The organism is Janthinobacterium psychrotolerans (assembly GCF_001677885.1).
Classification (GTDB): domain Bacteria; phylum Pseudomonadota; class Gammaproteobacteria; order Burkholderiales; family Burkholderiaceae_D; genus Janthinobacterium; species Janthinobacterium psychrotolerans.
Window position 1 is genome coordinate 166653 of record NZ_LOCQ01000062.1, and the last position, 25835, is coordinate 192487.

14 protein-coding genes are annotated in these 25835 nt (G+C 64.2%); 11 read left to right on the top strand and 3 right to left on the bottom strand.

What is annotated here, in order from left to right; all coding sequences use genetic code 11:
• Window positions 1-15 precede the first annotated feature (15 nt).
• From rplI to ASR47_RS24840, 4 genes are all read left to right on the top strand, one after another.
• Window positions 16-471, top strand: coding sequence for a 50S ribosomal protein L9 (gene rplI, locus ASR47_RS24825; protein WP_065310470.1), 456 nt, complete (start codon window positions 16-18; stop codon window positions 469-471).
• 138 nt (window positions 472-609) lie between these two features.
• Window positions 610-1995 (top strand): replicative DNA helicase, encoded by a 1386-nt coding sequence (locus tag ASR47_RS24830; RefSeq protein ID WP_065310471.1) that lies wholly within the window; start codon window positions 610-612, stop codon window positions 1993-1995.
• 92 nt (window positions 1996-2087) lie between these two features.
• Complete coding sequence (locus tag ASR47_RS24835; protein ID WP_065310472.1) at window positions 2088-2714, top strand: DUF47 domain-containing protein; 627 nt, start codon at window positions 2088-2090, stop codon at window positions 2712-2714.
• A gap of 43 nt (window positions 2715-2757) precedes the next feature.
• On the top strand, window positions 2758-3768 hold the full coding sequence (locus ASR47_RS24840; protein WP_065310473.1) for an inorganic phosphate transporter: 1011 nt from the start codon (window positions 2758-2760) through the stop codon (window positions 3766-3768).
• Window positions 3769-3815: 47 nt separating this feature from the next.
• Here ASR47_RS24840 and ASR47_RS24845 read toward each other — a convergent pair whose 3' ends face one another.
• The 3 genes from ASR47_RS24845 to ASR47_RS24850 form a co-directional block, all read right to left on the bottom strand.
• Window positions 3816-4061 (bottom strand): hypothetical protein, encoded by a 246-nt coding sequence (locus ASR47_RS24845; protein ID WP_065310474.1) that lies wholly within the window; start codon window positions 4059-4061, stop codon window positions 3816-3818.
• Between the two features lie 59 nt (window positions 4062-4120).
• Window positions 4121-4291, bottom strand: coding sequence for a hypothetical protein (locus tag ASR47_RS27595; RefSeq protein ID WP_171899034.1), 171 nt, complete (start codon window positions 4289-4291; stop codon window positions 4121-4123).
• Between the two features lie 79 nt (window positions 4292-4370).
• On the bottom strand, window positions 4371-5255 hold the full coding sequence (locus ASR47_RS24850; RefSeq protein ID WP_065310475.1) for an MBL fold metallo-hydrolase: 885 nt from the start codon (window positions 5253-5255) through the stop codon (window positions 4371-4373).
• Between the two features lie 178 nt (window positions 5256-5433).
• On the opposite strand from ASR47_RS24850, the gene ASR47_RS24855 reads away from it, so the two are divergent.
• The 7 genes from ASR47_RS24855 to cueR all read left to right on the top strand — a co-directional run bounded on the left by ASR47_RS24855 (window position 5434) and on the right by cueR (window position 25834).
• Window positions 5434-7077, top strand: a complete 1644-nt coding sequence (locus tag ASR47_RS24855; protein WP_065310476.1) for an HD domain-containing phosphohydrolase — start codon at window positions 5434-5436, stop codon at window positions 7075-7077.
• Complete coding sequence (locus tag ASR47_RS24860; RefSeq protein WP_065310477.1) at window positions 7077-9326, top strand: CHASE2 domain-containing protein; 2250 nt, start codon at window positions 7077-7079, stop codon at window positions 9324-9326. The genes ASR47_RS24855 and ASR47_RS24860 overlap by 1 nt, the downstream gene beginning before the upstream one ends.
• A gap of 116 nt (window positions 9327-9442) precedes the next feature.
• Entirely contained in the window at window positions 9443-11059 is a 1617-nt protein-coding gene (locus tag ASR47_RS24865) for a ShlB/FhaC/HecB family hemolysin secretion/activation protein (RefSeq protein WP_065310478.1), read from the top strand.
• 33 nt (window positions 11060-11092) lie between these two features.
• Window positions 11093-22195 (top strand): YDG domain-containing protein, encoded by an 11103-nt coding sequence (locus ASR47_RS24870; RefSeq protein ID WP_150127965.1) that lies wholly within the window; start codon window positions 11093-11095, stop codon window positions 22193-22195.
• Window positions 22196-22214: 19 nt separating this feature from the next.
• Window positions 22215-22946, top strand: coding sequence for a FecR family protein (locus tag ASR47_RS24875; RefSeq protein WP_245714462.1), 732 nt, complete (start codon window positions 22215-22217; stop codon window positions 22944-22946).
• 72 nt (window positions 22947-23018) lie between these two features.
• Window positions 23019-25409 (top strand): heavy metal translocating P-type ATPase, encoded by a 2391-nt coding sequence (locus ASR47_RS24880; RefSeq protein WP_065310481.1) that lies wholly within the window; start codon window positions 23019-23021, stop codon window positions 25407-25409.
• Window positions 25406-25834, top strand: coding sequence for a Cu(I)-responsive transcriptional regulator (cueR, locus tag ASR47_RS24885; RefSeq protein WP_065310482.1), 429 nt, complete (start codon window positions 25406-25408; stop codon window positions 25832-25834). Before ASR47_RS24880 ends, cueR begins: the two co-directional genes overlap by 4 nt.
• Window position 25835: the final 1 nt, after the last annotated feature.

The following is a 25835-nucleotide window of genomic DNA, read 5'->3' on the forward strand; positions in this document are numbered from 1 at the left end:
TCCTGGAGAAGAACTATGCAAATCATTCTGTTAGAAAAAGTTGTTAACGTCGGCAACCTCGGCGAAGTCGTCAAAGTCAAAGACGGTTACGCACGTAACTTCCTGATCCCGCAGCGCCTGGCCCGTCGTGCCACCGCCACGGCCATCGCCGAATTCGAAGTCAAGCGCGCCGAACTGGAAAAAGCTGCTGCCGCCAAACTGGCCGCATCGCAAGCCCAGGGCGAAAAACTGAGCGGCCTGACCGTTCAAGTTGCTCAAAAAGCTGGTGTTGATGGCCGTCTGTTCGGTTCCGTCACCAACTTCGACATCGCTGAAGCGCTGACCAAGCAAGGCTTTGCTGTTGAAAAAGCGCAAGTGCGCATGCCTACCGGCCCGCTGAAAGTTGTTGGCGAGCACAACGTTTCGGTTGCTCTGCACACCGACGTGGTGGTGGAAGTGGTGATCGCTGTCGTACCAGACGCAAACGCGTAAATCGTTTGCAGGCCCTGGCCTGCATCGAGTGTCGCAATATGAAAAAGCCGGGTTCGCCCGGCTTTTTTGTCGCCTTTTTTTCCCTGATTTTCAGCCCTTTATTTTTGCCCGCACGCCGAAGCGGGTATAATTCGCGCCATGAACGCCCCCTCAGATCCACAACTGGATTCCCTCCGCATACCGCCGCATTCGATCGAAGCAGAACAGTCCGTCATCGGTGGCCTGCTGCGCGATAATGCCGCGTATGACCGCATTGCCGATTTCATGCATGCGGATGATTTCTATCGCTATGACCATCGCATCATCTTCGAGCAAATCGTCAAGATGATAAACGCCTCCAGGCCGGCCGATGTCATTACTGTTTTTGAAACCCTGACCCAGCTCGGCAAGGCCGAGGATGTGGGCGGACTCGCTTACCTGAACGCGATGGCGCAAAACACGCCATCGGCCGCCAATATCCGCCGCTACGCCGAGATCGTGCGCGACCGCGGCGTGCTGCGCAAACTCATCACCGTGGCCGACGATATTTCGGGCACGGCCTTCAGCCCGCAGGGCAAGGAAGTCAAGCAGATGCTTGACGAGGCCGAATCGAAAATCTTCGCGATCGCCGAGGAAGGCGCGCGCGGCGCCCAGGGCTGGACCGCGATCCAGCCGCTGCTGACGCAGGTGGTCGAGCGCATCGACGAGCTGTACAGCCGCGACAACCAGAGTGAAATCACCGGCGTGCCGACCGGTTTCATCGACCTCGACCGCATGACCTCCGGCCTGCAGCCCGGCGACCTGGTGATTGTCGCCGGCCGTCCGTCGATGGGCAAGACGGCGTTTTCCGTCAATATCGGCGAGAACGTGGCGATCGACAGCGGCTTGCCGGTGGCCGTGTTCTCGATGGAGATGGGCGGCGCCCAGCTGGCCATGCGTATGTTGGGTTCGGTCGGCCAGCTCGACCAGCACCGCCTGCGTACCGGCCGCCTGAACGACGAAGACTGGCCGCGCCTGACCAACGCGATCCAGAAGATGAACGACGCCCAGTTGTACATCGACGAAACGCCGGCGCTCAACTCGATCGAGCTGCGCGCCCGTTCGCGCCGCCTGTCGCGCCAGTGCGGCAAGCTGGGCCTGATCATCGTCGACTACTTGCAGCTGATGTCGGCCAATTCACCCGGTGACAACCGCGCCACCGAGATTTCCGAGATTTCACGCGGCCTGAAAGGGCTGGCGAAGGAACTCGGTTGCCCGGTGATCGCGCTGTCCCAGCTGAACCGCTCGCTGGAACAACGCCCGAACAAGCGTCCGGTGATGTCGGACTTGCGTGAATCGGGCGCAATCGAACAGGATGCCGACGTGATCCTGTTCATTTACCGCGACGAGGTCTACAACCCCGATTCGCCCGACAAGGGCACGGCCGAAATCATTATCGGCAAACAGCGTAACGGCCCGATCGGCAGCATCCGCCTCACCTTCATGGGGCAGTACACCAAATTTGGCAATTACAGTGGTGGCCTGGCGCTTTATCAGGGCGACTAACACAGCAGCACTGGCATTCCATCGGCCGCCCCGCATGACCGGGGCGGCTTTCTGCAGTAAATAACACGACTCAATGCTTAACGGAGAATGACATGTTTGGACGCTTGATGCCCACAGAGGGCAAGTTTTTTGAATTGTTTAACCAGCACGCGGAACTGTGCGTCAAGGGCGCCAAAGAGATGCTCGGCCTGATGACCAATTTCGACGACCTGGAAAACCGCGTGCATGCCATCGAAAGCATCGAGAAACAGGCCGACAAGGTGACCTACGCCACCGTCGAAATGCTGCACAAGACCTTCATCACGCCGATCGACCGCGACGACATTCACCAGCTGATCACGCGCCAGGACGATATCCTGGACCTGCTGGAAGACGCGGCCCAGACCGTTTCCCTGTATGACCTGAAAGCCGTCACGCCGGAAGCCAAGCGCCTGGCCGAGCTGGTGCTGGCCTGTACCGAAAAAGTGCGCGACGCCGTCGCCCTGCTGCATAACATGGACAACTCGCGCAAGATCGTCGCCATCTGCGAAGAGATCGACCGCCTGGAGTCCGACGCCGACCACGTGATGCGCGCCGCCATGTCCAAGCTGTTCCGCGACGAGCCGGACGTGCGCAACCTGATCAAGATGAAGGCGATCTACGAGCTTCTGGAAACCGTGACCGACCGTTGCGAAGATGTGTCCAATATTATCGAAGGCATCATCGTCGAAAACGCGTAAGCGTTGGGCCTGTCCTGAACCAGAATCAGAAAAGAACATACCAATGACCATACAAATCAGCATTTACGTGCTAGGCCTGTTGATCGCCCTGGCGCTGCTGTTTGACTTCATGAACGGCTTCCACGATGCCGCCAACGCGATCGCCACGGTGGTCTCGACGGGCGTATTGAAACCGCAGACCGCGGTTGCCATGGCTGCCACCTTCAACTTTGTCGCCATTTTCGTGTTTCACCAGCTGACCGTGGCCGCCACGGTGGGCAAGGGCACCATCGACCCGATGGTGATCGATCAGTACGTGATCTTCGGCGCGCTGATGGGCGCCATCGTCTGGAACCTGTTTACGTGGTACTACGGCATTCCGTCGTCGTCCTCGCACGCGCTGATCGGCGGCCTGGTCGGCGCCGCCGTCGCCAAGTCCGGCACCGGCGCGCTGATCTCGGCCGGCCTGTGGAAAACCGTGGCCTTTATCGTCATTGCCCCGGTGCTCGGCTTTGTGTTCGGCTCGATCATGATGCTGATCGTGTCGTGGATTTTCGTGCGTTCGACGCCGCGCAAGGTCGACAAATGGTTTCGCCGCTTGCAGCTCGTTTCGGCCGCCGCCTACAGCCTGGGCCACGGCGGCAATGACGCGCAAAAAACCATCGGCATTATCTGGATGCTGTTGATCGCCGCCGGTTATTCCAGCGCGGCCGACGCCATGCCGCCGCTGTGGGTCATCATCTCGTGCTACACGGCGATCAGCTTCGGCACCCTGTTCGGTGGCTGGCGCATCGTCAAGACCATGGGCCAGAAGATCACCAAGCTCAAACCCGTGGGCGGCTTCTGCGCCGAAACCGGCGGCGCCATCACGCTGTTCGTCTCGACCGCGCTGGGCATCCCGGTGTCGACCACCCATACCATTACCGGCGCCATCGTCGGCGTCGGCTCGTCGCAGAAGATGTCGGCCGTGCGCTGGGGCGTGGCGGGCAATATCGTGTGGGCATGGATCTTCACGATTCCAGCCTCGGCCTTCGTTGCCGCGGTGGCCTGGTGGATCGGCCACCACATCATGTGATGCAGTTCCATCGCCATTGAAAAGGGAGCCGTTCAGGCTCCCTTTTTTCATGCGTCCTTCTGCGCTGCTTTTCCCTGCCGGCGCGCATACCCGATGCACAGCAGTACCATCAGCACCAGGAACACGAAGGGCGACGCCCCCATCACGGCAAACGTGACGCCGTAGCCGCAAGCGCCTTCGGACGCGCCGCCGAACCAGGAGCAGGGCAGCACTTCCAGCGCCACAAAGCCGAGCACGGCTGTCGCCAGTGCGGCCAGCACGGCAAGGCCGGCAATCGTCAGCAGGTTTTTCATGAAGGCCAGTTCTGTGGAGTGGACAAGAAAAAGGAGCCGCAGCTCCTTGTTATGGCATCTTACTGTCCGCGCGGACCCTTGTCACCACCTTGATGCTCCTTCAGGCCGTCATTCTGGCGGATCGCGCCTTTGTCCTGCTCGGCCTGCTGGCGGCTCTTGTTCGCTTCATGCTGGGCTTGCTGATCTTCGCGCTGCTGCTGTTCGCGCGCCTTGTCGCTTTGCTGGGTCATGGTGCACTCCTTGAATGATGAGATTCCATCATGCACCTTTCTGCCGGGCGAGACTGTTCGCCATTCAACATACGCAGCTTTAAGCCAGCGCCACCGTCATGCCCTCGGCCGCCAGCAACACCTGCAGCCCACCCAGGCGCCCGGCAAAGCGCGCCATCACGTCGGCAAACACGGCCTCCAATTGCTCGTCGCTGCGGGTCGGTTCGTGGTGGGTGCAGTACAGCCGTTTGGCGCCGCAGCGCAGCGCCAGTTCGAACGCGCCATCGAAGGTGCCGTGGCCCCAGCCGCGCTTGGCAGCGTATTCGTCGCGCGTGTACGAGCAGTCCATGATCAGTGCGTCGACGCCCTGGACAGCCTGGTCGATGGCTGTCTGGCGCTGGTCGATGACGGCCTGGCAGGCGGCGTGTTCGGCTGCGCCGGCGGGGTACGGATTGTGGAACGGTTCATGGTCGCCGCTGAAAAACAGCGCGGCGCCGCCGGACTCGATGCGGTAGCCCAGGTTGATCACCGGATGGTTCATTTCGGCATTCGTCACCACCGCGTCCGCGACTTCCACGCGCTCGCCGACAGCCAGCGTGCGGTAGCCGATCTCGGCGGCCATGGCCGCTTCGCTGACGGGGAAGTAATTGTTCTGCAGCTGCGTCGCCATCACGTGTTCGATGCCGTTGCCGGACGCGTCGGCCGCACCGTACAGGCACACATGGCTGCCGCGCATGAACAGCGGCGCGAACATCGGCAGGCCGTGGATATGGTCCCAGTGGCTGTGGGTGATCAGGATGTGCGCCGCAACCGGGCCTGGCGGCAGTGCGCTGGCCAGCGCAAAGATGCCGCTGCCGCCGTCGAGGATCAGCAGGGCGCCGCCGGCCGTGCGTACTTCGATGCAGGTCGTGTTGCCGCCGTAGCGCACCGTGTGCGGACCGGGGGAGGGGATGGAACCGCGCACGCCCCTGAAGGTGAATTTCATCGCTGCCTTGTTATACTGAAACGATTGTTGATTCTATTCTAATTGTCTGCGCCAGAACGGCATTTTTTTCAGCTGTTGTGTTTCGTAAATCTATTTCAGGTTATTGCCTTTTTGTAATGTACAGCTGCATGGTGGCAACGGTACACTTGCGGTTGTTGCCACTTACCTACTCACCATCATGCTCCAGCTGCACCCCGAGCAAATCGCCCAGCGGCTCGACCAGCTGACTGAACTGAGCGTCGAACTGGGCCGTGGCGCGGCGGCAGGCATGCTGCATGGCGGCGATATCACGCCGCTGCTCGAACGCATCGTGCTGGTCGCCAAGGACATGACCGGCGCCGATGGCGGCACCTTGTACCGCCCCAGCGCGGACGGGCGCAGCCTGGAGTTTCACATCAGTATCAACGACAGCCTGGGGCTGCGCCAGGGCGCCAGCGCCGGCGTGGCCATCGGCGTGCCCGGCGTGGCACTGTGGCAGGACGACGGCGCACCGAATCTCGGCTCGGTGGCGGCGTATGCGGCGCACCGCCGCGTGTCCGTCAATATCGACGATGTGTATCAGTCGGGCGACTTCAATTTCTCGGGCATGCGCGCCTTTGACGGCCACTATGGCTACCGTTCGACCTCGTTCCTGACGGTGCCGATGAGCGACCATGAAGGCGAGCTGATCGGCGTGCTGCAGCTGATCAACGCCCAGGATCGCGAGACCGGCCTGGTCAAGGCGTTTTCCGCCACCGACCAGCGCTTTATCGAGGCGCTGGCGGCGCAGGCGGCCGTGGCGCTGACCAATCAATTGCTGCTGCGCCAGCTCGAACAATTGCTGGAATCGCTGGTCAACCTGATCAATATCGGCATCGATGAAAAGTCGCCGTACACGGGTCGCCATTGCCAGTTCGTGCCCGAGCTGACGATGATGCTGGCCGACGCCGTGCACGCCACCACGCACGGCCCGATGGCCGACTTCCAGTTGAGCGAGAACGAACGCAAGCAGCTGTGGCTGGCGGGCCTGCTGCACGATTGCGGCAAGATCACCACCCCGGTGCACGTGGTCGACAAGGCCACCAAGCTCGAAACCATCTACGACCGCATCCATCTGGTCGACACGCGCTTCGAAGTGCTGCTGCGCGACGCGGAAATTGCCGCCCTGAAGGCGCAACTGGCGTCGCCGGCGCAAGCCGACGAGATTACCCTTGCCCTGCGCGAACAACAAGCGCTGCTGCGCGAGGAGCGCGACTTTCTGCGCCATGCCAATATCGGCGGCGAAGGCATGTCGCCGGCCGACCAGGAGCGCGTGCGGCACATTGCACAGCGGCGCTGGACCGGCCCCGATGGCGCCGAGCGCGATTTTCTCGACGCCAACGAACTGGAAAATCTCACCATCCGCTTCGGCACCCTGACCGACGCCGAGCGCAAGATCATCAACAACCATATTTCGGTGTCGATCCGCATGCTCGAAGCGCTGCCGTGGCCCAAGCATCTGCAAAAGGTGCCCGAATATGCGGGCGGCCACCATGAACGCATGGATGGCAAGGGCTATCCGCGCGGCCTGACGCGCGAGCAGATGTCGGTGCCGGCACGGCTGATGGCGATCGCCGATATCTTCGAAGCGCTGACGGCCTGCGACCGGCCCTATAAAAAAGGCAAGTCGCTGTCCGAGTCGCTGCGCATCCTTGGCCACTTCAGCCTGAACGGCCATATCGATCCCGACCTGTTCGACGTGTTTATTCGCAGCAAAGTGTACCTCGCGTTTGCCCACAAGCACATGCAACCCGACCAGGTCGACGCCGTCGACGAGGCCGCCATTCCCGGTTACGTGCCCTGATGCGCTCGCTTGCAGCACTGAAAAAGCATGGCGCGCGGTTGCTGCTGGGCGCGCTGTTGACCTTGCTGGCCGCCTGCGCCAGCATCGGTTTGTTCGGTAGCGATACGGTCGGCCGCCTCGACGCCATGCTGGGCGACATGCGCATGCGCGTCGAAGCGCCGCTGCTCGACAAGCGCATCGTGATCGTCGATATCGATGAAAAAAGCCTGAACCAGATCGGCCGCTTTCCCTGGGGGCGCGACGTGCAGGCGCGTCTCGTGTCGCAGCTGACCGGCCACTATGGCGTGGCGGCGGTCGGCTTCGATATCTCGTTTCCGGAAGCCGACACCAGTTCCGGCTACGGCGTGCTGGCCAACCTGGCCAGGGGCGAACTGGCCGGCGTGCCGGGCCTGCGCAGCCAGCTCGAACGCCTGAAACCCCAGATGGACTACGACGCCCTGTTTGCCGAGGCGATGCGCGGCCAGCCAGTGGTGCTGGGCTACAGCGTGTCGGACCGGCAAAAGAAGGGCGTGCTGCCGAAGCCGGCCTTTACGGTGGCGGACCTGAACGGGCGCACGGTGACGGCGTTTACGGCGCCCGGCTACGAGGCCAACCTGGCGCAGCTGCAACAGGCGGCGCATGGCGCGGGCATCTTCACGGCCCTGACCGACAGCGACGGCGTGCTGCGCTCGTCGACCCTGCTGCAGCGCATCGGCGACGGCTATTATCCGTCGCTGTCGCTGGCCACGGCCAGCGTGTACCTGAAGGCGCGCGCGATCGCACCCGTGTTCGGCCAGTCGGCCGACGAGCTGTCCGAGGCCGAGCGCGAGCATGGCGGCCTGGACCACATCGCAGTATTTACGCCGCGCGGGCGCCTCGATATCCCGGTCGGCGAAGCGCTGACCACCACCATCCAGTTTCGTGGCAAGGGCGGGCCGGACGGCGGCGCCTTCCGCTATGTGTCGGCGGCCGATGTACTGATGGGGGCGGTGCCGACGGAAGTGCTGCACGGCGCCATCGTGCTGGTGGGCACCACCGCCGCCGGCCTCAACGATATCCGCGCCACGCCCGTCAATGCCGAGTTCCCCGGTGTGGAAGTGCACGCCAACCTGATCAAGTCGATCCTCGACGGCCACTTCAAGTCGCGTCCCGATTACGCGCTGGCGATCGAGTTTGGCCAGGTGATGCTGGTAGGCTTGCTGCTGGGCTGCGCACTGGCGCTGGCCACGCCGGCGGCGGCCGTGCTGCTGGCCGGTGGCGCGCTGGCCGGTGCGCTGGGCCTGAACTGGTGGTTGTACCACCACTTCGATGCGGCGCTCGATATTGCGGTGCTGCTGCTGTTGATCGCGGCGCTGTTCGTCGCCAACCTGGCCTGGGGCTATTTTTTCGAAGTGCGCAAGGGCAGGGCGCTGGTGTCGCGCTTCGGCCAGTACGTGGCGCCGGAACTGGTGGCGCAGATGGCCGACAATCCCGACCGCTACAGCATGGATGGCGAAAGCCGCGAGCTGACGGTGCTGTTCGCCGACGTGCGCGGCTTTACCGCCATTTCGGAGCAGATGACGCCGCAGGAGTTGCGCGAATATATCAACCTGTACCTGACGGCCATGTCGGAAGATATCCGCGACAGCCACGGCGGCACGCTGGACAAATATATCGGCGACGCCGTGATGGCGTTCTGGGGCGCGCCGCTGGCGTTTCCCGATCATGCCAGCAGGGCCGTGGCCAGCGCCCTGCTGATGCAGAGAAGCGCCGCGCGCCTGAACCAGGAGTTCCAGGCGCGCGGCTGGCCTGCATTACAGATCGGCATAGGCCTCAATAGCGGCCTGATGCATGTGGGGGACATGGGTTCGCGCATCCGCCGCGCCTATACCGTGATGGGGGATGCCGTCAATCTGGGCGCGCGCCTGGAAGGCATTACCAAGGTGTATGGCGTGGGCATCGCCGTGAGCGAATTTACGTGCGCGCAGGCGCCGCAATTCGCTTACCGCGAACTGGACCGCGTGCGGGTCAAGGGCAAGACCGAACCGGTGGCCATTTACGAGCCGCGCGGCTTGCTTGCCGAAGCCGATGCCGGGGAACTGGCGCTGCTGGCGAGCTGGACGCGCGTGCTGCAACTGTTGCGTGCGCAAGACTGGGATGGCGCCGAGGCAATCTTGCTGGAACTGCCAGACGATGGGCTGCGTGGGCTGTACACCGCCCGCCTGCGCCAGTATCGCAACGATCCGCCCGGCGCAGACTGGGACGGTGTCACGACTTTCGAGACTAAATAACCATCGGTAGCACAGATATTTCTGACTGGAAATCAGAATCAGTCTAAAATTTGCTTTTAATCAATTGTTGCTCCAGCCGCGCCTGGCTGGCCATGCACTCACAAGAACTCTCACACATGAACTATCGTCTGGTGCGCCTGCTTGCAGGTTCCGCGCTGTTGCTGTGCGCGGCATGCGCAAACGCCCAATCTCCACAAGCTGATCCTGCTGCCGGCACTTCCGACACGGGGATTGCCGATACGCCCCGGTTCGATATCGCCCGTTACGACGTCAGCGGCGACACCTTGCTCGGCCCGCAACTTGTGCAAACGCTGGTGGCGCCATTTGCTGGCCAGAAACGTGACTTTGGCGATATCCAGCAAGCCGTCGAGGCACTGGAAAACGCCTATCGGGCGCGTGGCTACACGATGGTGCTGGTGAGTTTGCCGGAGCAGGAGCTCGACCATGGCGCCGTGCGGCTGGTGGTGGTGCAGACGCAGGTGGGCAAGGTGGCCATCACCGGCAACCAGGAATTTGACGATGCCAATGTGCGTCGCGCGTTGCCGGGCCTGGTGGAGGGACAGACGCCGAACATGACGGCGCTGGTGCAAAGCCTGAAGCTGGCCAATGAAAATCCGGCCCGCAAGCTGGAAATCAAGCTGTCCGGCGGCGACGACGAGGGCACGGTCGATGCAGGCATCGCGGTGACGGACGAGCGTGCCTGGAAAGCCACGCTCAATCTCGACAATACCGGCAGCAAGGATTCCGGCAAGACCCATGCCGGCGTGGTGCTGCAGCACGCCAATCTGTGGCGCCGCGACCATGTGGCCAGCCTGCAATACACCACTTCGGTCGAGCACGCCAAGCAGGTCGGCGTGTACGGCCTCGGCTACCACGTGCCGCTGTATGCGCTGGGCGACTCGCTGGACTTTTTTGCCAGTTACTCCAACGTCGATTCGGGCACGGTGTCGGCCGGCATCGTCGACCTGGCCGTCAGCGGCCGCGGCACCACCGCCGGCGCGCGCTACAACCAGAACTTCGGCAAGCGCGACGACTATGAACCGAAGCTGGTCTATGGCCTGGACTTCAAGGCCTACCGCAACAGCCTGCGCTTCTTCGGCACGGAACTGGGCACGGACGTGACGGTGCACCCGGTCAGCATCGCCTATATCGGCACCTGGAGCTTGCCGCGCGGCGAGGCCAGCGCGGGGGTGACGTTTGCGCGTAATATTCCTGGTGGCAATAACGGCAGCCAGCGTGACTTCACCCTGGCGCGTGCCGGCGCCAAAGCCGGTTACAGCACCGTGCGCCTCAGCGGCAGCTACCTCCAGGTGCTGGAGCAGGACTGGCAATGGCGCGCGCTGTTCAACGGCCAGTACACGCCCGACGCCCTGGTGCCGGGCGAGCAGTTCGGCGTCGGCGGCGCGGCCACCGTGCGCGGTTTTCTCGAGCGCGAAGTGTCCAATGACAGCGGCGCCAATCTGAACCTGGAGCTGTACACGCCGAACTGGTGCGGCGAAGGCAGCTACCAGTGCCGCGCGCTGGCGTTTTATGACACGGGCTGGGTGCGCCGCAATCATGCGCTGCCTGGCGAAATCGACGGCATGGCGATCGGGTCAAGCGGCCTGGGCCTGCGCATCCTGCTCGGCCGCTACGCCAATGTACAGCTGGACTACGCCCATGTGCTCAACCCCGGCCAGACGGGGCGCCGCGACGCCAACCGCCTGCATTTCAGAGTTGCGATTTCGTATTAAGGCATTGAGGTATTGAGCCTCGAGGAAAAAATCATGACCAAACAAAAACAAGTAAGCACCGTGCGCGCTGGCCGCCCTGTCGAGCCGCCGCTGCGCCGCACCGCGCTGGCCCTCCTGATCGCCGCCTGCTTCAATGCCGCCCACGCCAATCCGGCCTTGCCGCAAGTGGTGCATGGCCAGGCCACGTTCAACCAGCAGGGCAATCTGTTTACCATCACGAACACGCCCAACACCATCATCAACTGGCAGAGTTTTTCCGTCAATCCGGGCGAGATCACGCGCTTTCTGCAGCAAAACGCCGGCAGTAGCGTGCTCAACCGCATTACCGGGCAGGACCCCAGCAAGATCCTCGGTGCACTGCAGTCGAATGGCAAGGTGTTCCTGATCAATCCGAATGGCGTGCTGTTCGGCCGCGATGCGAAGGTCGACGTGGCCGGCCTGGTGGCGTCGAGCCTGGCGCTGTCGAACCAGGATTTCCTGGCAGGCAAGATGAATTTCAACGCCGGCGACAAGGCCGGCGCCGTCATCAACCAGGGCTCGATCAACGCCGGCAGCGGCGGGCAGATTCTCTTGATCGCGCCGAACGTGGAAAACAGCGGCATCATCACGGCGCCGAACGGCGACGTGCTGCTGGCCGCCGGCCACAGTGTGCAACTGGCCGACGCCGCCAACCCGGACCTGCGCGTGGTGTTGTCGGCGCCTGCCGACCAGGCCATCAATGTGGGCCAGATCGTGGCGCAGGGCGGGCACATCGGCATGCTGGGTGCGCTGCTGAACCAGCGCGGCGTGCTCAACGCCAACAGCGCGGTGGTCGGCGAGAACGGCAAGATCGTGCTCAAAGCCACGGGCAAGACGCTGCTGGAAAACGGCAGCATGACCAGCGCCACCAGTGCGGCGAGCAAGGGCGGCGAGATTACCGTGCTGGGCGACCAAGTCGGCATGCAAGGCAACGCTGCGGTGGACGCCAGCGGCGCCCTTGGCGGCGGCACGGTCTTGCTGGGCGGCGACTACCAGGGCAAGAACCCGGCGATTGCCAACGCGCGCCAGGTGGCTGTCGGCAAGGACGCCACCATTGCCGCGGACGCCATTCAAAGCGGCGACGGCGGCAAGGTCATCGTGTGGGGCAATGAGACGGCGCGCGTCTTCGGCACCATCACGGCGCGCGGCGGCGCGGCCTCGGGCAATGGCGGCCTGGTGGAAACGTCGGGTCATTACCTCGACGTCAAAGGCATCCGCGTCGATACCTCGTCGCGGCGCGGCAAGCGCGGCAACTGGCTGCTCGACCCGTACGATATCGACGTGGTGGCCGGTTACGGCGGCGAACTGGACAACGTCAACGAGTTTACCGACGCACCGGAATCCGGCAGCGCCAGCATCGGCGCCGACACGATTTCCAGCGCGGGCAGCGGGGTGACGTTGCAGGCGACGCGCCGCATCAATTTCAACAGCGCCATCAATATGGTCAGCCCCGGCGCCGGTGTGACCGCCATCGCCGGCGAAACCATCAACGTCAACGCCGATATCGCCACCAGCGGCGGCGCCGTGACCTTGTCGGCCAACGACGGCGGCGGCACGGCTTACGGCCTCGGCTCGGACCTGCACCTGGGCGCGACGATCATCACCAACGGCGGCACCGCCTCCCTGTCGGGCGCCAGCGTGACCGGCACCGGCACCGTCAACGCCGGCGGCGGCGACTTGACCTTGCGCGCCAATGACAGCAGCGGCGGCATCAGCTTGAGCGGCAGCGCCGACGGCAATCAACTGACCGGCGGCACGCTGCGGCTGGAAGCGGACAATATCAGTTATGGCCGCGGCATCCGCGGCAATAGCGTCACGCTGACGCCGATGACTTTCGGGCGCCCGATTACGCTGGGCGTGGTCGGCGACAAGCCGACCGACAGCCTGGGGTTGACCAATGCCGAATTATTCCGGGTCGTCGCCGGTACGCTGACCATCGGCAGCAGCAGTGCCGGCACCATCAATCAAACCGGCTCGCTGAGCATCAGCGATTACGTCACCAATCTTGAGTTGACTAGCGGCGTCGGCATCAATCTGAACAGTTTTTTCACCGTGCTGCATAACCTGAAGCTGAACGTTGGCGGCGATGGCGGCGGCGACAATCTGATCACCTCGACCAACCCGCTCAATGTCAGTGGCGAGTTTTTCCTCGAAAGCGGCAACTGGGTCCAGAATAGCGCCAGCCTGCCGTCGTTTTCAGCCTACAGTTTCAAGATCGGCAGCGCCAACTTCCTGCGCGCGACCGGCGGCGATGGCAGCACGGCAAGCCCTTACCGGATCGCCGACGTATACGGCCTGCAAGGCGTCGACAAGCAAGTCAACAATACCAATTACATTCTGGCCGGCGATATCGACGCCAGCGGCACGGCCAGCTGGAACCAGGGCGCCGGCTTCGCGCCGCTGTTCGGCGGCGACGAAGCTGCGTACAGCGGCGCCTTCGACGGGGCCAATCATGCGATCAATAACCTGACCATCAATCGCGGCAATTCCTCGTATTACGGCAGCGGCCTGTTTGCGCGGATCCAGGGCGCGACGATTAATAACCTGACGATGCAGGGCGGCAGCGTCACCGGCGGCAACAATGTCGGCGCGATCGTCGGCAACAACAGCGGCGGCTACCTGAGCAATGTGACGAGCAGCATGGCCGTCAGCGGCACCAGCAACGTCGGCGGCCTGGTCGGCAATAACGACGGCACCATCGACCAGGCGTACGCCACCGGCGGCGTCGGCGGCGCGGCCAATATCGGCGGCCTGGTCGGGCGCAATGGCGGCAGCATCAGCAATGCCTACGCCACCGGCGCGGTCGGCGCGTCGACCAATAGCGACGTGACGCTGGTGCATGAAAACATCGGCGGCCTGATCGGGCGCAGCGCATCGGGCAGCAGCGCCAGGTATGTCTACAGCAGCGGCGCGGTGGCCAGCGAAGGTTTCAGCCGCGCCGGCGCGGTCGTCGGGCGCGTCGACAGCGGCGCCATCGTCGGCCCTGCCTATTTCAATAAGGAAACTGCAGGCAGCCAGCTGGAGCCCGATGGTTCAATCGGACGCTCGGCGGTGGAGATGCAGCAGCAAGCCCAGTTTGGCGGCTTCAATTTCGGCGAAGGCGCGGTATGGCGCATCTACGACGGCTACACGACGCCGATGCTGAAAGCCTTCCTGAAGCCGCTGCAAGTGACCGCCAGCGGTGCGGTCAGCCGCGTCTATGACGGCCAGTTGGCGGCGTTCACCGGCACGCTGGCTTACAGCGGTTTGCTCGACGGCGACAGCGCCGCCAGCGGCAGCGCCGGCTACAACGCGGCGCGCAATGTCGGCAGCTATGCCTTGGGCGGCTTGTGGTCGACCAAATACGACATCACCTTGTCGGGCGCGACGACACTGTCGATCATGCCGCGCACGTTGAGCGTGGCCATCGGCGGCAGCAAGGTCTACGACGGCCAGCTTGGTTTCGGCAACGCCACTTTGACACTCGGCAATACGGTGGCCGGCGATACGCTCGGCGTCACCGGCACGGCGCAATTCGTCGACAAGAACGCCGGCGCCGGCAAGGCAGTCAATATCAGCGGCCTGGCCTTGACCGGCAACGGCCTGGGCAACTACAGCCTGGCAGAAACCGCCAGCGGCACCGCCGACATCAGGCGCGCCACGCTGGCCCTGGGCAGCGTGAGCGCAGCCAATAAAATCTACGACGGCAGCACCAGCGCCAGCCTCAGCGGCAGCCTGGACGGCGTGATCGGCGCCGACCAGGTCCAGTTGACGGGCCTCTCGGCCAGTTTCACCAACAAGAACGTGGGCGTCGCCAAGGACGTGAACTACAGCGTGACGGGCAACAACCTGAGTGGCAACGATGCGGGCAACTATGCACTGACCGCTACCGAAGGCAATACCAGCGCCGCTATCACAGCGCGCACGCTCAATCTCGGTTTTACTGGCGTCAATAAAACGTATGACGGCGGCGTTGCGGCGACTGTGACGCTGACCGATGACCGCATCGCGAACGACGTACTGGCAGCGACGGCGAACGCAGTCTTCGCCGACAAGAACGCCGCAGCGGAAAAAGCCATTGCCGTGCAAGGCGCCAGCCTGTCCGGACTTGACGCGGGCAACTATGTGCTGGCTTCGACTACCGGCGCCACCAGCGCCACCATCGCGCAACGCGCGCTGGCGCTCGGCTTTACGGCTGGCGGCAAGACCTACGACGGCAGCACTGCCGCGATGGTCGCGGTGACCGACAACCGGGTTGCCGGTGATGTGCTGACCGCAACGGCGACTGGCGCCTTTGCCGACAAGAATGCTGGTGTCAACAAGGCTGTGACGGTGCAGAACGCCAGCCTGTCCGGACTTGACGCGGCCAACTATGTACTGGCTTCGACCACCGGCGCCACCAGCGCCACCATCGCGCAACGTGCGCTGGCGCTGGGCTTTACGGCTGCCGGCAAGACCTATGACGGCAGCACTGCCGCCACGGTCGCCGTCACTGACAACCGCGTCGTCGGCGATGTGCTGACGGCAACAGCGACTGGTACGTTTGCCGACAAGAACGCTGGCGTCAATAAAGCCGTGACGGTGCAGAACGCCAGTCTGTCCGGTACCGATGCCGGTAACTATGTGCTGTCGTCGACCACTGGCGCCACCAGCGCCACCATCGCGCAGCGCGCGCTGGCGCTGGGATTCACGGCTGCCGGCAAGACCTATGACGGCAGCAATGCCGCCACGGTCGGCGTAACCGATGACCGGGTTGCTGGTGATCTACTGACCGCAACGGCTACTGGCGCCTTTGCCGACAAAAATGCCGGTGTCAATAAAACGGTGACAGTGCAGAGCGCCAGCCTGTCCGGTACCGATGCCGGTAACTATGTGCTGGCCTCGACCACCGTCACCACCAGCGCCACCATCGCGCAGCGTGCGCTGGCGCTGGGCTTTACGGCTGGCGGCAAGACCTACGACGGCAGCACTGCCGCGATGGTCGCGGTGACCGACAACCGGGTTGCCGGTGATCTACTGACCGCAACGGCGACTGGCGCCTTTGCCGACAAAAATGCCGGTGTCAATAGAACGGTGACAGTGCAGAACGCCAGCCTGTCCGGTACCGATGCCGGTAACTATGTGCTGTCGTCGACCACTGGCGCCACCAGCGCCACCATCGCGCAGCGCGCGCTGGCGCTGGGCTTTACGGCTGCCGGCAAGACCTATGACGGCAGCACCGCCGCGTCGGTCGCCGTCACTGACAACCGCGTCGTCGGCGATGTGCTGACGGCAACAGCGACTGCTACCTTTGCCGACAAGAACGCCGGCGCCAATAAAGCGGTGACCGTGCAGAACGCCGGCCTGTCCGGACTTGACGCGGCCAACTATGTACTGGCCTCGACCACCGGCGCGACCAGCGCCACCATCGCGCAACGTGCGCTGGCGCTGGGATTCACGGCTGCCGGCAAGACCTATGACGGCAGCACCGCCGCCACGGTCGGCGTAACCGATGACCGGGTTGCTGGTGACGTGCTGACTGCAGCCGCCGCTGGTTCGTTTGCCGACAAGAATGCTGGTGTCAACAAGGCAGTGAACGTGCAGAACGCCAGCCTGTCCGGTACCGATGCCGGTAACTATGTGCTGGCCTCGACCACCGGCGCCACCATCGCCACCATCGCGCAGCGCGCGCTGGCGCTGGGCTTTACGGCTGCCGGCAAGACCTACGACGGCACCACTGCCGCCACGGTCGCCGTGACCGATGACCGTGTTGCTGGTGACGTGCTGACTGCAGCCGCCGCTGGTTCGTTTGCCGACAAGAATGCGGGCGCCAACAAGGCTGTGACGGTGCAGAACGCCAGCCTGTCCGGCGCCGATGCCGGTAACTATGTGCTGTCCTCGACCACCGACGCGACCAGCGCCACCATCGCGCAACGTGCGCTGGCGCTGGGCTTTGCAGCCGCCGGAAAAACCTATGACGGTAATACTACCGCCACGGTCGCCATCACTGACAACCGCGTCGTCGGCGATGTGCTGACGGCAACAGCGACTGGTACCTTTGCCGACAAGAGCGCCGGCGCCAATAAAGCGGTGACCGTGCAGAACGCCGGCCTGTCCGGACTTGACGCGGCCAACTATGTACTGGCCTCGACCACCGGCGCCACCAGCGCCACCATCGCGCAGCGCGCGCTGGCGCTGGGCTTTACGGCTGCCGGCAAGACCTATGACGGCAGCACTGCCGCCACGGTCGCCGTCACTGACAACCGCGTCGTCGGCGATGTGCTGACGGCAACAGCGACTGGTACGTTTGCCGACAAGAACGCTGGCGTCAATAAAGCCGTGACGGTGCAGAACGCCAGTCTGTCCGGTACCGATGCCGGTAACTATGTGCTGTCCTCGACCACCGGCGCCACCAGCGCCACCATCGCGCAGCGCGCGCTGGCGCTGGGCTTTACGGCTGCCGGCAAGACCTATGACGGCAGCACTGCCGCCACGGTCGCCGTCACTGACAACCGGGTTGCCGGTGATGTGCTGACCGCAACGGCGACTGGCGCGTTTGCCGACAAGAATGCTGGTGTCAACAAGGCCGTGACGGTGCAGAACGCCAGCCTGTCCGGTACCGATGCCGGTAACTATGTGCTGGCCTCGACCACCGGCGCCACCAGCGCTACCATTGCGCAGCGTGCGCTGGCGCTCGGCTTTACGGCTGCCGGCAAGACCTATGACGGCAGCACCGCCGCCACGGTCGGCGTAACCGATGACCGTGTTGCTGGTGACGTGCTGACCGCAGCAGCCGCTGGTTCGTTTGCCGACAAGAACGCTGGCGACAATAAAGCCGTGGCAGTGCAGAACGCCAGCGTCTCTGGCGCCGATGCGGCCAACTATGTGCTGTCCTCGACCACTGGCGCCACCAGCGCCACCATCGCGCAACGTGCGCTGGCGCTGGGCTTTACGGCTGCCGGCAAGACCTATGACGGCAGCACTGCCGCCACGGTCGCCGTGACCGATGACCGGGTTGCCGGTGATGCAATTACCGCAACCGCCAGCGGCGCCTTTGCCGACAAAAATGCCGGTGTCAATAAAACGGTGACAGTGCAGAACGCCAGCCTGTCCGGTACCGATGCCGGTAACTATGTGCTGGGTTCGACTACCGGCACCAGCAGCGCCACCATCGCGCAACGCGCGCTGGCGCTCGGCTTTACGGCTGGCGGCAAGACCTACGACGGCAGCACTGCCGCGTCGGTCGCCGTCACTGACAACCGTATCGCCGGTGACGTGCTGACCGCAGCAGCGACTGGCGCATTTGCCGACAAGAACGCCGGCGTCAACAAATCGGTGACGGTGCAAAACGCCAGCGTCTCTGGCGCCGATGCGGCAAACTATGTGCTGTCGTCGACCACTGGCGCCACCAGCGCCACCATCGCGCAACGTGCGCTGGCGCTCGGCTTTACGGCTGCCGGCAAGACCTATGACGGCAGCAATGCCGCCACGGTCGGCGTAACCGATGACCGGGTTGCTGGTGATCTACTGACCGCAACGGCTACTGGCGCCTTTGCCGACAAAAATGCCGGTGTCAATAAAACGGTGACAGTGCAGAGCGCCAGCCTGTCCGGTACCGATGCCGGTAACTATGTGCTGGCCTCGACCACCGTCACCACCAGCGCCACCATCGCGCAACGTGCGCTGGCGCTGGGCTTTACGGCTGGCGGCAAGACCTACGACGGCAGCACTGCCGCGATGGTCGCGGTGACCGACAACCGGGTTGCCGGTGATGTGCTGACCGCAACGGCGACTGGCGCGTTTGCCGACAAGAACGCCGGCGTCAACAAAACGGTGACTGTGCAGAACGCCGGCCTGTCCGGACTTGACGCGGCCAACTATGTACTGGCTTCGACCACCGGCGCCACCAGCGCCACCATCACGCAGCGCGAACTGGCGCTGGCCTTTGCGGCAGCGGGCAAAACCTATGACGGCAATACTACCGCCACGGTCGCCGTCACTGACAACCGCGTTGCCGGCGATGTGCTGACGGCAACAGCGACTGCTACCTTTGCTGACAAGAACGCTGGCGCCAATAAAGCCGTGACAGTGCAGAACGCCAGCCTGTCCGGTACCGATGCCGGTAACTATGTGCTGTCGTCGACCACCGGCGCCACCAGCGCCACCAGCGCCACCATCGTGCAACGTGCGCTGGCGCTGGGCTTTACGGCTGCCGGCAAGACCTATGACGGCAGCACCGCCGCCACGGTCGCCGTGACCGATGACCGGGTTGCCGGTGACGTGCTGACTGCAGCCGCCGCTGGTTCGTTTGCCGACAAGAATGCGGGCGCCAACAAGGCTGTGACGGTGCAGAACGCCGGCCTGTCCGGACTTGACGCGGCCAACTATGTACTGGCCTCAACCACCGGCGCCACCAGCGCCACCATCACCCAGCGCGAACTGTCGCTGGCCTTTGCGGCAGCGGGCAAGACCTACGACGGCAACACCGCCGCCACGGTCGCCGTCACTGACAATCGCGTTGCGGGCGATGTGCTGACAGCAACGGCCAGCGGCGCCTTTGCCGACAAGAACGCCGGCGCCAATAAAGTGGTGACAGTGCAGAGCGCCATTCTGTCCGGTACCGATGCAGCCAACTACACCTTGAGCTCAACCACCGGCGCCACCAGCGCCACCATCACCCAGCGCGAACTGTCGCTGGCCTTTGCGGCAGCGGGCAAAACCTACGACGGCAACACCGCCGCCTCGGTCGCCGTCACTGACAATCGCGTTGCGGGCGATGTGCTGACAGCAACGGCCAGCGGCGCCTTTGCCGACAAGAACGCCGGCGCCAATAAAGTGGTGACAGTGCAGAGCGCCAGTCTGTCCGGTACCGATGCAGCCAACTACACCTTGAGCTCAACCACCGGCGCCACCAGCGCCACCATCACCCAGCGCGAACTGTCGCTGGCCTTTGCGGCAGCGGGCAAGACCTACGACGGCAACACCGCCGCCTCGGTCGCCGTCACTGACAACCGCGTTGCGGGCGATGTGCTGACAGCAACGGCCAGCGGCGCCTTTGCCGACAAGAACGCTGGCGCCAATAAAGTGGTGACAGTGCAGAGCGCCATTCTGTCCGGTACCGATGCAGCCAACTACACCTTGAGCTCAACCACCGGCGCCACCAGCGCCACCATCACCCAGCGCGAACTGTCGCTGGCCTTTGCGGCAACGGGCAAGACCTACGACGGCAACACCGCCGCCACGGTCGCCGTGACCGATAATCGTGTTGCTGGCGACGTTCTGACGGCAACGGCTGCTGGCACATTTGCCGACAAGAACGCCGCCGCCAATAAAGTCGTGACAGTGCAGAACGCCAGCCTGTCCGGCCTTGACGCGGGCAATTATCGCCTGGCCACTACCGGCGGTGCGAGCACGGCCAGCATTGCGCAGCGCGCCCTGAGCCTGGCTTACACCGGTGTCGACAAAGTGTATGACGGTGCGGGCGGCGCGCAGGTGGCGATCAGCGACAACCGTATAGCCGGCGACGTGCTGAGCGCCTCGGCCAACGCGGCCTTTGCTGACAAGAATGCGGGCAGCGGCAAGGCCGTGGCGGTGCAGGGCGCGGCACTGTCCGGCGCGGATGCCGGTAACTACCGCCTGGCCAACACGGCTGGCGCGACCACTGCCAATATTGCCCGCGCGACATTGACCCTGGCCAGCGTCAGCGCCAGCGACAAGGTGTATGACGGCACGCAGGCGGCCAGTGTCAGTGGCATGGTGGCCGGCGTGATTGGCCAGGATGCGGTCAGCCTGGCCGGCGGCAGCGGCACCTTTGCCGACCGCAACTTCGGTACCGGCAAAACCGTGGCGGTCGGCGGCTTCCAGCTGGCGGGCAGCGATGCCGGCAACTACACCCTGGCGTCGAACAGCGGCGTGGCCCAGGCCAGCATAGCGCAGCGCGCCCTGTCGACCTGGATCGGCGCGAGCGGCGGTTTGTGGAGCGACGCCGCCAACTGGGAAGGCGGCGTGGCGCCAAGCGGCAGCAATGTGCTGGCGGCCGATTTTGTGGCCAGCACCGGCAGCGTGGTGTACACCGCGGCCGCTGGCGACACCGTGCTCAACAACTTTACCTCGCGCGGCGGCCTGAACCTGACCGGCGGCAGCCTGCTGGTCAACGGCGCCTTGAGCACCGCCAACTATGCGCAAAGCGGCGGCTTGCTCGGTGGCGCGGGTAACGTCACGGTCAGCAACGGCTTCAGCCAGAGTGGCGGCACCATCAACGTGGGCGGCAACCTGGCCATCATCCAGGCCAGCGGCGACCTGCGCTTTGCCGCCCTGGCGGCCAATACGATCAGTTTGAGCGCCAGCGCGGGCGCCATCAGCCAGAGCGGCGCCGTGGTGGCGCGTAGCCTGGTGACGCAGTCGCAAAACGGCACTGTGCTGAACGACGCCGGCAATCGCCTCAAAACATTTAGCGCCAGCAACAGCGGCGCCGGCGGCATTGCCCTGACCACCACCAGCGCGCCGGATGTGCTGGTGCTGGGCAGCCTGGCCACCGGCGCCGGCGACGTGCGCATCGAAAGCACGGGCGGCGTGGAGAGTCACGCCATTACCACTACCGGCGGCAACGTGACCCTGATCGCCCACAGCCCGGTCAACGTACAGGGCGTCGTCCAAGGCAATGACGTCACCGTCGACGCCAGCACCGGCGTGACCTTTGGCGACGGCGCGCGCGTCAACGCGGCGGGCACCATCGCCGTCACCGCCGGCACCGGCGTCAGCTTCGCCGGCGCATCGACCCTTGACGTGCAGGCCACGGGCGGCATCAATGTGCTGGCGAAAAACGGCGACCTGACGGCCGCCGACACGGTGCGCATCAACAGCCGCGGCGCGGCCGTGTCCCTGCTGGCGCCCAATGGCAAGGTGGCGCTGCCGGCATCGGTGATGGTGACCGTGCCGGTGACTCCGCCGGTGACGCCGCCGGTGGCGCCGCCAGCGCTGGTCACCAGCGCCATCAATACCGTGCCGGCCTTCAATGAGCAGTACAGTCCGTTCAATCAGATCAGTACGCCGAACAATGTGACCAGCCCGCTGGTGTCGAGCACGACCAAAAAAGATGATACGACCAAGGAAACAAGCAATGAAGCCAAAAATGGTATCCAGAAGACCTATTGCAACTAGGGCTATGCTGGCGGGCGCCATGCTGTGGCTGGTGCTGATGAGCGTCAGCCTGCACGCGGTGGCCCAGGTGGCGGGCACCGTGACGCAGCTGAGCGGGGCCATGATGGCGAAAAAGGCCGACGGCAAGGTCAAGATACTGTCGCTGAAATCCGAAGTGGAATCGGGCGATACGCTGATGACCGAGAAGAACACCTATGCGCTGGTGAAATTCATCGACAGCAGCGAGATCACCCTGAAGCCAGCGACCACGTTTGTGGTGGAACAGTTTGCCTACCAGGCCGACCAGCCCGACGGCGACCGTGCCTCGTTCAACCTGGTCAAGGGTGGCCTGCGTTCGCTGTCGGGCTTGCTGGGCAAGCGCAACAAGGAAAAGTTTTCCCTGAAAACGCCGGTCGCCACCATCGGCATCCGCGGCACGTATTTCACCGCCGAATATATCAGCGCCGGGGGCAACCAAGCCCCGGGCGCGCCGCTGCCCCAAACGGCGCCATCGTCAGGACCGACCCTGGCGCCGGGACTGTACACGTCCGTGACCACCGGACAAATCGTGGTCAGCAATCCGGTGGGGACGCTCGATATTGTCGCTGGCCAGTTCGGTTTCACGCCAAGCTTCAGGCAGCCGCCGATGCTGTTGCCTGCCGATCCGGGTATTCGGTTTACGCCGTTGCCTGTGTTCAATGCCAGCACGGGTCCGACGGCCAGCAATACCACGCCGGGGAAATCGAATAATGTCGACTGCGAAGTACGCTGATTTTCGCTTGACCTTCCCATCATGGTAGGGCCGATCCTGTAGACATCACCTCTTGTCTACAGGATCCGCGCCATGCCAGCTTCTTCTTTTACCCAGTCATTCGTCGTCGAAGGCATGAGCTGCGCCACGTGCGCCACCCGCGTTGAAAAAGCGCTGGCGGCCGTGCCGGGTGTGTCCAGCGCCAGCATCAACCTTGCCACCGACACCGCGCGTGTCGCGTCAGGTCTAGCCATTCCCCTGGCCACCTTGCAGGCGGCGCTGGAAAAAGCCGGTTATGCGCTCGCCATGCAGGAGATCGATCTGGCGGTTGCTGGCATGACGTGCGCCTCGTGCGTGGGCCGGGTGGAAAAAGCCTTGCTGAAAGTGCCGGGCGTGCTGGCTGCAGGCGTCAACCTGGCGACGGAAAGCGCGCGCGTGACCGTCAGCGGCGTTGAGCCCTCTGCGCTGGCGGCGGCGATCGATGCCGCCGGCTATGCGGCCAGCGTGCCCAGCCAAGTTTCCGCCAGCGCGCCGCCTGCAGCGTCGCGCGATGGCCTCAAGGTCGTGCTGGCCGGCGCCTTGGCCCTGCCTTTGATGCTGCCGATGCTGCTGGAATGGCTGGGCATGCATCTGATGCTGCCGGGCGCCCTGCAATTCGCCCTGGCCATGCCAGTGCAGTTTTACTTGGGCGCGCGTTTCTACAAGGCAGGCTGGAAGGCGCTCAAGGCGGGCAGCGGCAATATGGATCTGCTGGTGGCGCTTGGCACCAGCGCCGCGTATGGCTTGTCGGTCTATCAGTGGCTGACGGCGGGCGCCATGTTGCCGCACCTGTATTTCGAAGCCTCGTCCGTCGTCATTACCCTGGTGTTGCTGGGCAAGTGGCTCGAAGCGCGCGCCAAGCGCCAGACCGCTGCGGCCATTCGCGCGCTGCAGGTGCTGCGCCCCGCGTCGGCCCGCGTGCGCCGCGATGGCCAGGAGCACGATGTGCCGATCGCGCAAGTGCGGCTCGGCGACCTGGTGGTGATCCGCCCTGGCGAGCGCATCGCGGTCGATGGCGTCGTGGCCGAAGGCGCCAGCGATGTCAATGAGTCGCTGATCACGGGCGAGAGCCTGCCGATCGCCAAGCATATGGGCGAGCAGGTGACGGGCGGCGCCATCAATGGCGACGGCCTGCTGCTGGTGAAAACCACCGCCGTGGGCCTGGAAACGACCTTGTCGCGCATTATCCGGCTGGTCGAAGATGCGCAGGCCGCCAAGGCGCCGATCCAGCACCTGGTCGACAAGGTCAGCGCCATTTTTGTGCCCGTGGTGCTGGGCCTGGCGCTATTGACCCTGCTGGGCTGGTGGTGGGCCAACGGCGAGCTGGAGACGGCGATCATCAATGCCGTCGCCGTGCTGGTGATTGCCTGCCCGTGCGCGCTGGGACTGGCCACGCCGACCGCCATCATGGCCGGCACCGGCGTGGCGGCCCGCTATGGCATTCTGATCAAGGACGCCGAAGCGCTGGAAGTGGCGCATGCGGTCACCACGGTGGTGTTCGACAAGACGGGCACCCTGACGGTGGGCAAGCCTTCGCTGGCGGCCATCCATGCGCATGGGATCGATGAAAGCCGCTTGCTGCGGCTGGCGGCCGGCATCCAGTCCGGCAGCGAGCACAGCCTGGCCAAGGCGGTGCTGGAAGCGGCCGGCGCGCGCCAGCTGGCGCCATTGGCGGCCAGCGGCGTGTCGGCCTTGCCGGGCCGTGGCCTGGCGGCGCAGGTCGATGGCCTGGCATTGAAACTGGGCAGCACGCGGCTGATGCGGGAAGAGGGCGTGGACCTGGCGCCGCTGCAGTCACAAGCGCAGGCGCTGGAAGCGGCCGGCAACACGATCTCCTGGCTGGCGCAAGGTACGCAGCTGCTGGGCCTGTTCGCCTTTCACGACCCGGTCAAGCCCGGTGCGCGTGAGGCGATTGCAGAGCTGCATGCGCTGGGTATCGCCACCGTCATGCTGACCGGCGACAACCAGGGCAGCGCGCAGGCCGTTGGCAAGCTGCTGGGCATCGCCACGGTGGCGGCCAATATGCTGCCGGCCGATAAAACCGCTAAAATCATGGAACTGAAGGCGGCCGGCGCCAGGGTCGCGATGGTGGGCGACGGCATCAACGATGCGCCCGCGCTGGCGGCGGCCGATGTCGGCATTGCCATGTCGACCGGCACCGACGTGGCCATGCAGGCGGCCGGCATTACCCTGATGCGCGGCGATCCGGCGCTGGTGGCGGACGCCATCGATATCTCGCGCCGCAGCTACGGCAAGATACGGCAGAACCTGTTCTGGGCGTTTATCTATAATCTGATCGGCATTCCGCTGGCCGCGTTCGGCTTGCTGAACCCCATGGTGGCGGGCGCGGCGATGGCCTTCAGTTCGGTCAGCGTGATCAGCAACGCGCTGCTGCTGCGGCGCTGGAAGGCGCGCGGCGCCCATGCAAAGGATGATGAAAAATGAATATCGGCCAGGCGGCAGGCGAGACCGGAGTCTCGGCAAAAATGATACGCTACTACGAGAGCATTACCTTGTTGAAACCCAGCGCGCGCAGCGATGCCGGCTATCGCATCTACACGCCGCAGGATCTGCACGCGCTGCACTTTATCAAGCGCTCGCGCAATCTCGGTTTTTCGCTCGAACAGATCCGCGAACTGCTGTCGCTGTGGCAAAACGACCAGCGCGCCAGTGCTGACGTCAAACGCATCGCCCTGGCCCATGTGGCCGACCTGAACCAGCGCATCGCGGAACTGAGCGACATGCGCAATACCCTGAACCAGCTGGCCAGTTCCTGCCATGGCGACGACAAGCCCGACTGCCCCATCTTGCAGAACCTGGGGCTGGCGATGGGCGGCGGAGCTCCCTCCGAGAAATCCTGTTGCAGCTGAT

Coding starts and splice junctions, on each gene's coding strand:
- ASR47_RS24860 (WP_065310477.1), top strand. CDS start 7,077: ATGCGCTCGCTTGCAGCACTGAAAAAGCATGGCGCGCGGTTGCTGCTG.
- ASR47_RS24865 (WP_065310478.1), top strand. CDS start 9,443: ATGAACTATCGTCTGGTGCGCCTGCTTGCAGGTTCCGCGCTGTTGCTG.
- ASR47_RS24830 (WP_065310471.1), top strand. CDS start 610: ATGAACGCCCCCTCAGATCCACAACTGGATTCCCTCCGCATACCGCCG.
- ASR47_RS24870 (WP_150127965.1), top strand. CDS start 11,093: ATGACCAAACAAAAACAAGTAAGCACCGTGCGCGCTGGCCGCCCTGTC.
- ASR47_RS24875 (WP_245714462.1), top strand. CDS start 22,215: ATGCTGTGGCTGGTGCTGATGAGCGTCAGCCTGCACGCGGTGGCCCAG.
- ASR47_RS24880 (WP_065310481.1), top strand. CDS start 23,019: ATGCCAGCTTCTTCTTTTACCCAGTCATTCGTCGTCGAAGGCATGAGC.
- ASR47_RS27595 (WP_171899034.1), bottom strand. CDS start 4,291: ATGACCCAGCAAAGCGACAAGGCGCGCGAACAGCAGCAGCGCGAAGAT.
- ASR47_RS24840 (WP_065310473.1), top strand. CDS start 2,758: ATGACCATACAAATCAGCATTTACGTGCTAGGCCTGTTGATCGCCCTG.
- cueR (WP_065310482.1), top strand. CDS start 25,406: ATGAATATCGGCCAGGCGGCAGGCGAGACCGGAGTCTCGGCAAAAATG.
- rplI (WP_065310470.1), top strand. CDS start 16: ATGCAAATCATTCTGTTAGAAAAAGTTGTTAACGTCGGCAACCTCGGC.
- ASR47_RS24855 (WP_065310476.1), top strand. CDS start 5,434: ATGCTCCAGCTGCACCCCGAGCAAATCGCCCAGCGGCTCGACCAGCTG.
- ASR47_RS24850 (WP_065310475.1), bottom strand. CDS start 5,255: ATGAAATTCACCTTCAGGGGCGTGCGCGGTTCCATCCCCTCCCCCGGT.
- ASR47_RS24845 (WP_065310474.1), bottom strand. CDS start 4,061: ATGAAAAACCTGCTGACGATTGCCGGCCTTGCCGTGCTGGCCGCACTG.
- ASR47_RS24835 (WP_065310472.1), top strand. CDS start 2,088: ATGTTTGGACGCTTGATGCCCACAGAGGGCAAGTTTTTTGAATTGTTT.